4 protein-coding genes are annotated in these 6459 nt (G+C 70.7%); 1 reads left to right on the plus strand and 3 read right to left on the minus strand.

What is annotated here, in order from left to right:
• Positions 1-203: 203 nt before the first annotated feature.
• The 3 genes from pyk to pta form a co-directional block, all read right to left on the minus strand.
• Positions 204-1634: a pyruvate kinase gene (gene pyk, locus ACFVW8_RS37990; protein WP_389698421.1), complete on the minus strand. Its 1431-nt coding sequence runs from the start codon at positions 1632-1634 to the stop codon at positions 204-206.
• Between the two features lie 74 nt (positions 1635-1708).
• The gene (locus ACFVW8_RS37995; protein ID WP_389698423.1) at positions 1709-2950 is read right to left on the minus strand and encodes an acetate kinase; all 1242 of its coding nucleotides are present in this window, start codon (positions 2948-2950) and stop codon (positions 1709-1711) included.
• 5 nt (positions 2951-2955) lie between these two features.
• Complete coding sequence (gene pta / locus ACFVW8_RS38000; RefSeq protein WP_389698425.1) at positions 2956-5028, minus strand: phosphate acetyltransferase; 2073 nt, start codon at positions 5026-5028, stop codon at positions 2956-2958.
• Positions 5029-5322: 294 nt separating this feature from the next.
• Between pta and ACFVW8_RS38005 the strand changes: the two genes are divergently transcribed.
• On the plus strand, positions 5323-6348 hold the full coding sequence (locus tag ACFVW8_RS38005) for an ATP-dependent 6-phosphofructokinase (RefSeq protein WP_389698427.1): 1026 nt from the start codon (positions 5323-5325) through the stop codon (positions 6346-6348).
• The last annotated feature ends 111 nt before the right edge of the window (positions 6349-6459 follow it).

A 6459-nucleotide genomic window follows, 5' to 3' on the forward strand; every position in this document is an offset into this window, starting at 1 on the left:
CCCTTAACAACAACAAGCCGCAAAACCAGATCGTTCCTTGGAGCGTGGGCTCGGATTTGTTTATAAGAGACCGCTTCTGGGGGAGCGGCCCGCAACTGCGTGGTCGGTTCATTGTCGGCTCACTGCCCAACCGCCGAGGGCGGTGCCCCGGTTCCTGTGAACCGGGGCACCGCCCTCGCGTCGTGTACGGGACCGCTGTGCGGTCAGTCGCGGCCCTGGCCGCCCACGTGGTGCACACGCACCATGTTGGTCGTGCCCGGGACGCCGGGGGGCGAGCCGGCCGTGATGACCATGGTGTCGCCGGCGTTGTAGCGGTTCAGCTTCAGCAGCTCCGCGTCGACCAGGTCCACCATCGCGTCCGTGTTGTCCACGTGCGGGACCACATGGGCCTCGACGCCCCAGCTGAGGGCCAGCTGGTTGCGGGTGGCCTCGTCCGTGGTGAAGGCCAGGATGGGCTGGGCCGCGCGGTAGCGGGAGAGGCGGCGGGCGGTGTCGCCGGACTGGGTGAAGGCGACCAGGGCCGCACCGTTCAGGAAGTCCGCGATCTCGGCGGCGGCCCGTGCGACCGAACCGCCCTGGGTGCGGGGCTTCTTGCCCGGCACCAGCGGCTGGAGGCCCTTGGAGAGCAGCTCCTCCTCGGCGGCGACGACGATCTTGGACATCGTCTTGACCGTCTCGATCGGGTACGCGCCCACGGAGGACTCCGCGGAGAGCATGACCGCGTCCGCGCCGTCCAGGATCGCGTTGGCGACGTCGGACGCCTCGGCGCGGGTCGGGCGGGAGTTGGTGATCATCGACTCCATCATCTGGGTCGCGACGATCACCGGCTTGGCGTTGCGGCGGCAGAGCTCCACCAGGCGCTTCTGCACCATCGGGACCTTCTCCAGCGGGTACTCGACGGCGAGGTCGCCACGGGCGACCATCACACCGTCGAACGCCGCGACGACGCCCTCCATGTTCTCGACGGCCTGCGGCTTCTCGACCTTGGCGATGACGGGGACCCGGCGGCCCTCCTCGTCCATGATCTTGTGGACGTCCTTGACGTCACCGGCGTCCCGCACGAAGGAGAGCGCGACCAGGTCGCAGCCCATCTTCAGGGCGAAACGCAGGTCGTCGATGTCCTTCTCGGACAGGGCGGGGACGTTGACCGCCGCACCCGGCAGGTTGATCCCCTTGTGGTCGGAGATCACCCCGCCCTCGATGACGATGGTGTGGACGCGCGGGCCGTCCACGGAGACGACCTTCAGCTCGACGTTGCCGTCGTTGATCAGGATCGGGTCGCCCTTGGCGACGTCTCCGGGCAGGCCCTTGTAGGTCGTCCCGCAGATCGACTTGTCTCCGGGGACGTCCTCGGCGGTGATGACGAACTCGTCCCCGCGGACCAGTTCGACAGGGCCCTCGGCGAACTTCGCCAGGCGGATCTTCGGGCCCTGGAGGTCGGCGAGTACGCCGACCGCCCGGCCGGTCTCGGCGGCGGCCTTGCGGACCCGGTCGTAACGACCCTGGTGCTCCGCGTGGGAACCGTGACTGAAGTTGAATCGGGCCACGCTCATGCCGGCCTCGATCAGAGCGACGAGCTGCTCATGGGAGTCGACGGCGGGACCGAGGGTGCAGACGATTTTGGAACGGCGCATGAGGCGGATCCTATCGGTTTGTTTCGCTGCGGAATATTCCGGCTGGTGGAAGATACAAAGGGGCGCGGGGGTGCTCAGTTGTCGACCAGTGCGAAGGTCTGGTCCGCGATCTCCAGCTCCTCGTCCGTCGGCACCACGGCGACCGCCACCCGTGCGTAGTCCGGCGAGATCAGCCGCGGCACGCCGGACCGTACGGCGTTGAGATCCGCGTCCACCACCAGGCCGAGCTCCTCCAGACCGGCGATGGCAGCCTCCCGTACCGGAGCCGAGTTCTCGCCGACCCCCGCCGTGAACACCACGGCGTCCACCCGGCCGAGGACGGCCGAATAGGCGCCGATGTACTTCTTCAGCCGGTGGACGTAGATGTCGAAGGCGAGGGCGGCGCGTTCGTCGCCCTCGTCGACCCGGCGCCGGATCTCCCGCATGTCGTTGTCGCCGCAGAGACCGACCAGACCGCTCTTCTTGTTCAGCAGGACGTCGATCTCGTCCGCCGACATCCCCGCCACCCGCTTGAGGTGGAAGGTGACGGCCGGATCGATGTCTCCCGATCGCGTACCCATGACCAGCCCCTCCAAGGGGGTCAGTCCCATCGACGTCTCCACGCACCGGCCGGCCGCCACCGCGGAGGCCGAGGCGCCGTTGCCCAGGTGCAGCACGATGACGTTGACGTCCTCGGGGGCGTGGCCCAGCAGTTCGGCCGCCTTGCGCGAGACGTACGCGTGCGAGGTGCCGTGGAATCCGTAGCGCCGGATCCGGTGTGCGTCGGCCGTCTCCACGTCGATCGCGTACCGGGCCGCGTACTCCGGCATCGTCGTGTGGAACGCGGTGTCGAAGACCGCCACCTGCGGCAGATCGGGACGCAGCGCCTGGGCCGTACGGATGCCGGTGATGTTCGCCGGGTTGTGCAGCGGCGCCACCGGGACCAGGCGTTCGATCTCCTTCAGCACCTCGTCGGTGATCACGGTCGGCGCGCTGAACCGCAGCCCCCCGTGCACCACCCGGTGGCCGATCGCCGCGAGTTCGGGGGAGTCCAGGCCGAGACCGTCGGATGCCAGCTCCTCGGCGGCCGCCTTGAGCGCCGCGTCGTGGTCGGCGATCCGGCCCTCGTGCTCCCGGCTCTCGCCACCGCCGCCGGTCAGCGGGGTGTGGACGAGCCGGGAGGTCTCCTCGCCGATCCGCTCGACCAGACCGGACGCGAGCCGGGAGTGGTCGCGCATGTCCAGCAGCTGGTACTTCAGGGAGGAGGAGCCGGAGTTGAGCACGAGCACCCGGCTCGCCCCCGGGGTCGCCGCGCCTTCGGTGGTCGGGGTGGTCATGCGGGTCACTCCTCGCCCTGCGCCTGGATCGCCGTGATGGCAACGGTGTTGACGATGTCCTGGACGAGCGCGCCCCGGGACAGGTCGTTGACGGGCTTGCGCAGCCCCTGGAGCACCGGGCCGACGGCCACGGCTCCCGCCGAGCGCTGCACGGCCTTGTAGGTGTTGTTGCCGGTGTTCAGGTCCGGGAAGATCAGGACCGTCGCCTGGCCCGCCACTTCGGAGCCGGGCAGCTTCGTCGCTGCCACGCTCGGCTCCACCGCCGCGTCGTACTGGATCGGGCCCTCGATCCGCAGGTCCGGGCGGCTCGCGCGCACCCGGTCCGTCGCCTCGCGGACCTTGTCGACATCGGCGCCCGACCCCGAGGTCCCGGTCGAGTAGGAGAGCATCGCGATCCGCGGCTCCACGCCGAAGCGGGCCGCGGTGACCGCGGACTGGACGGCGATGTCCGCGAGCTGCTCCGCGTTCGGGTCCGGGTTGACCGCGCAGTCGCCGTACACCAGCACCTTGTCGGCCAGGCACATGAAGAAGACGGACGAGACGATCGAGGCATCGGGTTTTGTTTTGATGATCTCGAAGGCCGGCCGGATCGTCGCCGCCGTGGAGTGCACGGCCCCGGAGACCATGCCGTCGGCGAGCCCCTCCTGGACCATCAGCGTGCCGAAGTAGTTGACGTCCGAGACGACGTCGTACGCGAGCTCGACCGTCACCCCGCGGTGGGCGCGCAGCTGCGCGTACCGCTCCGCGAAGGACTGGCGCAGCTCGGAGGTCCCCGGGTCTACGAGCTGGGTGCCGGCCAGGTCGATGCCGAGGTCGGCGGCCTTCTTGCGGATGACGTCGGGGTCGCCCAGCAGGGTGAGGTCGCAGACGTCGCGCCGGAGCAGGACGTCGGTGGCGCGCAGCACCCGTTCCTCGGTGCCCTCCGGAAGCACCACCCGGCGCCGGTCCGCACGCGCCTGCTCCAGCAGCTCGTGCTCGAACATCATCGGAGTGACCCGGCCGCTGCGGGCGACCGAGATCCGGTCGAGGAGGGCGCCTGTGTCGACATGTCGCTCGAAGAGGCCCAGTGCCGTCTCGGCCTTGCGCGGCGTCGCCGCGTTCAGCTTGCCCTCCAGCGCGAAGAGCTCCCCGGCCGTGGGGAAGGAGCCGCCGGCCACCGAGACGACCGGGGTGCCCGGTGCGAGCCGTGCGGCCAGCTTGAGTATCTCCTCGCCGGGCCGTTCGTTCAGCGTCAGCAGCAGGCCCGCGATGGGCGGGGTGCCCGCACTGTGCGCGGCGAGCGAGCCGACGACCAGGTCCGAGCGGTCCCCGGGCGTCACCACCATGCAGCCCGGCGTCAGGGCCTTCAGCAGGTTGGGCAGCATCGCCCCGCCGAACACGAAGTCCAGCGCGTCCCTGGCCAGCCCGGCGTCGTCGCCGAGCAGCACCGTCCCGTCCAGCGCCGCGGTGATCTGGGAGACCGTCGGCGCCGAGAGCGCCGGATCGTCGGGCAGGACCGAACAGGGGACGGGCAGCGTCGCCGCGAGCCGGTCCGCGATGACCTCACGGTCCGCCGACGCCACCCGGTTCACGATCATCGCGAGGACGTCGCAGCCCAGACCGGCGTACGCGCGGTAGGCATTGCGCGCCTCGGCCCGCACGGACTCGGCGTTCTGGTCCTGGCCGCCGACCACCGCGATCACCGAGGCGCCGAACTCGTTGGCGAGGCGGGCGTTGAGGGCCAGCTCGTCGGGGAGCTGGGTGGCGGCGAAGTCCGTGCCGAGCACGAGGACCACCTCGTACTTCTGGGCCACCCGGTGGAAGCGGTCGACGAGCCGGGAGACCAGTTCGTCGGTACCCTGCTCCGCCTGGATCGCGGAGGCCTCGTGGTAGTCCATCCCGTAGACCGTCCCCGGGTCCTGGGAAAGCCGGTAGCGGGCCCGCAGCAGCTCGAAGAGCCGGTCGGGGTCGTCGTGGACCAGCGGCCGGAACACCCCGACCCGGTCCACCTGGCGGGTCAGGAGCTCCATGACCCCCAGATCGACGACCTGGCGGCCGTCACCCCGGTCGATCCCGGTCACGTACACGCTGCGCGTCACGCGTGCTCTCCCGTCCTTGCCTGGCAGGTTTGGGTGGTATCGCCCGTTTGACGATACCTGCGGGGGCCGAGAGGCCGCCCGCCGGAGACACGTCCCTGCTCGCCGCTGCCGGAACCGTCTCCGCGGCCGGCCGGCGGCCCCTGGAGCAGCCGAAAGCGCGGGGTGCGGACCCGGCATGGGACAATCACCGTGGCTCACGGTACGGGGGATGCAGTAGTTGCCGCCGTACAGGCCCCACGGCCTGTCCCGCCCTGATCCGCCGGACAGGCCCTAGCGAGCAGGAGACAAAGCACGATGCGCATCGGAGTTCTCACCGCAGGCGGCGACTGCCCAGGCCTGAACGCAGTGATCCGCTCGGTGGTGCACCGTGCCGTGGTGGGTCACGGCGACGAGGTCATCGGGTTCGAGGACGGGTTCAAGGGCCTCCTCGACGGCCACTTCCGCCCCCTCGACCTCAACGCGGTCAGCGGCATCCTCGCCCGCGGAGGCACCATCCTCGGTTCCGCCCGGCTGGAGCGCGACCGGCTGCGCGAGGCGGCCGAGAACTGCGCCGAGCTGAGCCGCCGTTACGGCATGGACGCGCTGATCCCGATCGGCGGCGAGGGCACCCTCACCGCCGCCCGGATGCTCTCGGACGCGGGAATGCCCGTCGTCGGCGTCCCGAAGACCATCGACAACGACATCTCGGCGACCGACCGCACCTTCGGCTTCGACACCGCCGTGGGCGTGGCCACCGAGGCCATAGACCGTCTGAAGACCACCGCCGAGTCCCACCAGCGCGTCATGGTCGTCGAGGTGATGGGCCGCCACGCGGGCTGGATCGCGCTGGAGTCCGGAATGGCCGGCGGTGCGCACGGCATCTGCCTGCCCGAGCGGAAGTTCCAGGTCGAGGACCTGGTCAAGATGGTCGAGGAGCGCTTCGCACGCGGCAAGAAGTTCGCGGTCATCTGTGTCGCCGAGGGCGCGCACCCGGCCGAGGGCTCGATGCCGTACGCCAAGGGCGCGATCGACCAGTTCGGGCACGAGCGCTTCCAGGGCATCGGCAACCGTCTCGCGGTCGAGCTGGAGACCCGGCTCGGCAAGGAGGCCCGGCCGGTCATTCTCGGGCATGTGCAGCGCGGTGGCACGCCGACCGCGTACGACCGGGTGCTCGCCACCCGCTTCGGCTGGCACGCGGTGGAGGCGGCGCACCGGGGTGACTTCGGCCGGATGACGGCCCTGCGCGGCAACGACATCCAGATGGTGCCGCTCGCCGACGCGGTGACGCAGCTGAAGCGCGTCCCGCTGGACCGGATGCACGAGGCCGAGTCGGTCTTCTGACGGTCCTCCGCACGAGTGGCTCCGGGCGGGGGGGGGGGGGGCGCGCCCGGCCGGGCCAGCCCCCCCCCCCCCCCCCCGGGGCGGCCCGGGGGGGCGGGCCCCCACGCAGGA

This window comes from Streptomyces sp. NPDC058221, from assembly GCF_042882365.1.
Taxonomy (GTDB): Bacteria; Actinomycetota; Actinomycetes; order Streptomycetales; family Streptomycetaceae; genus Streptomyces.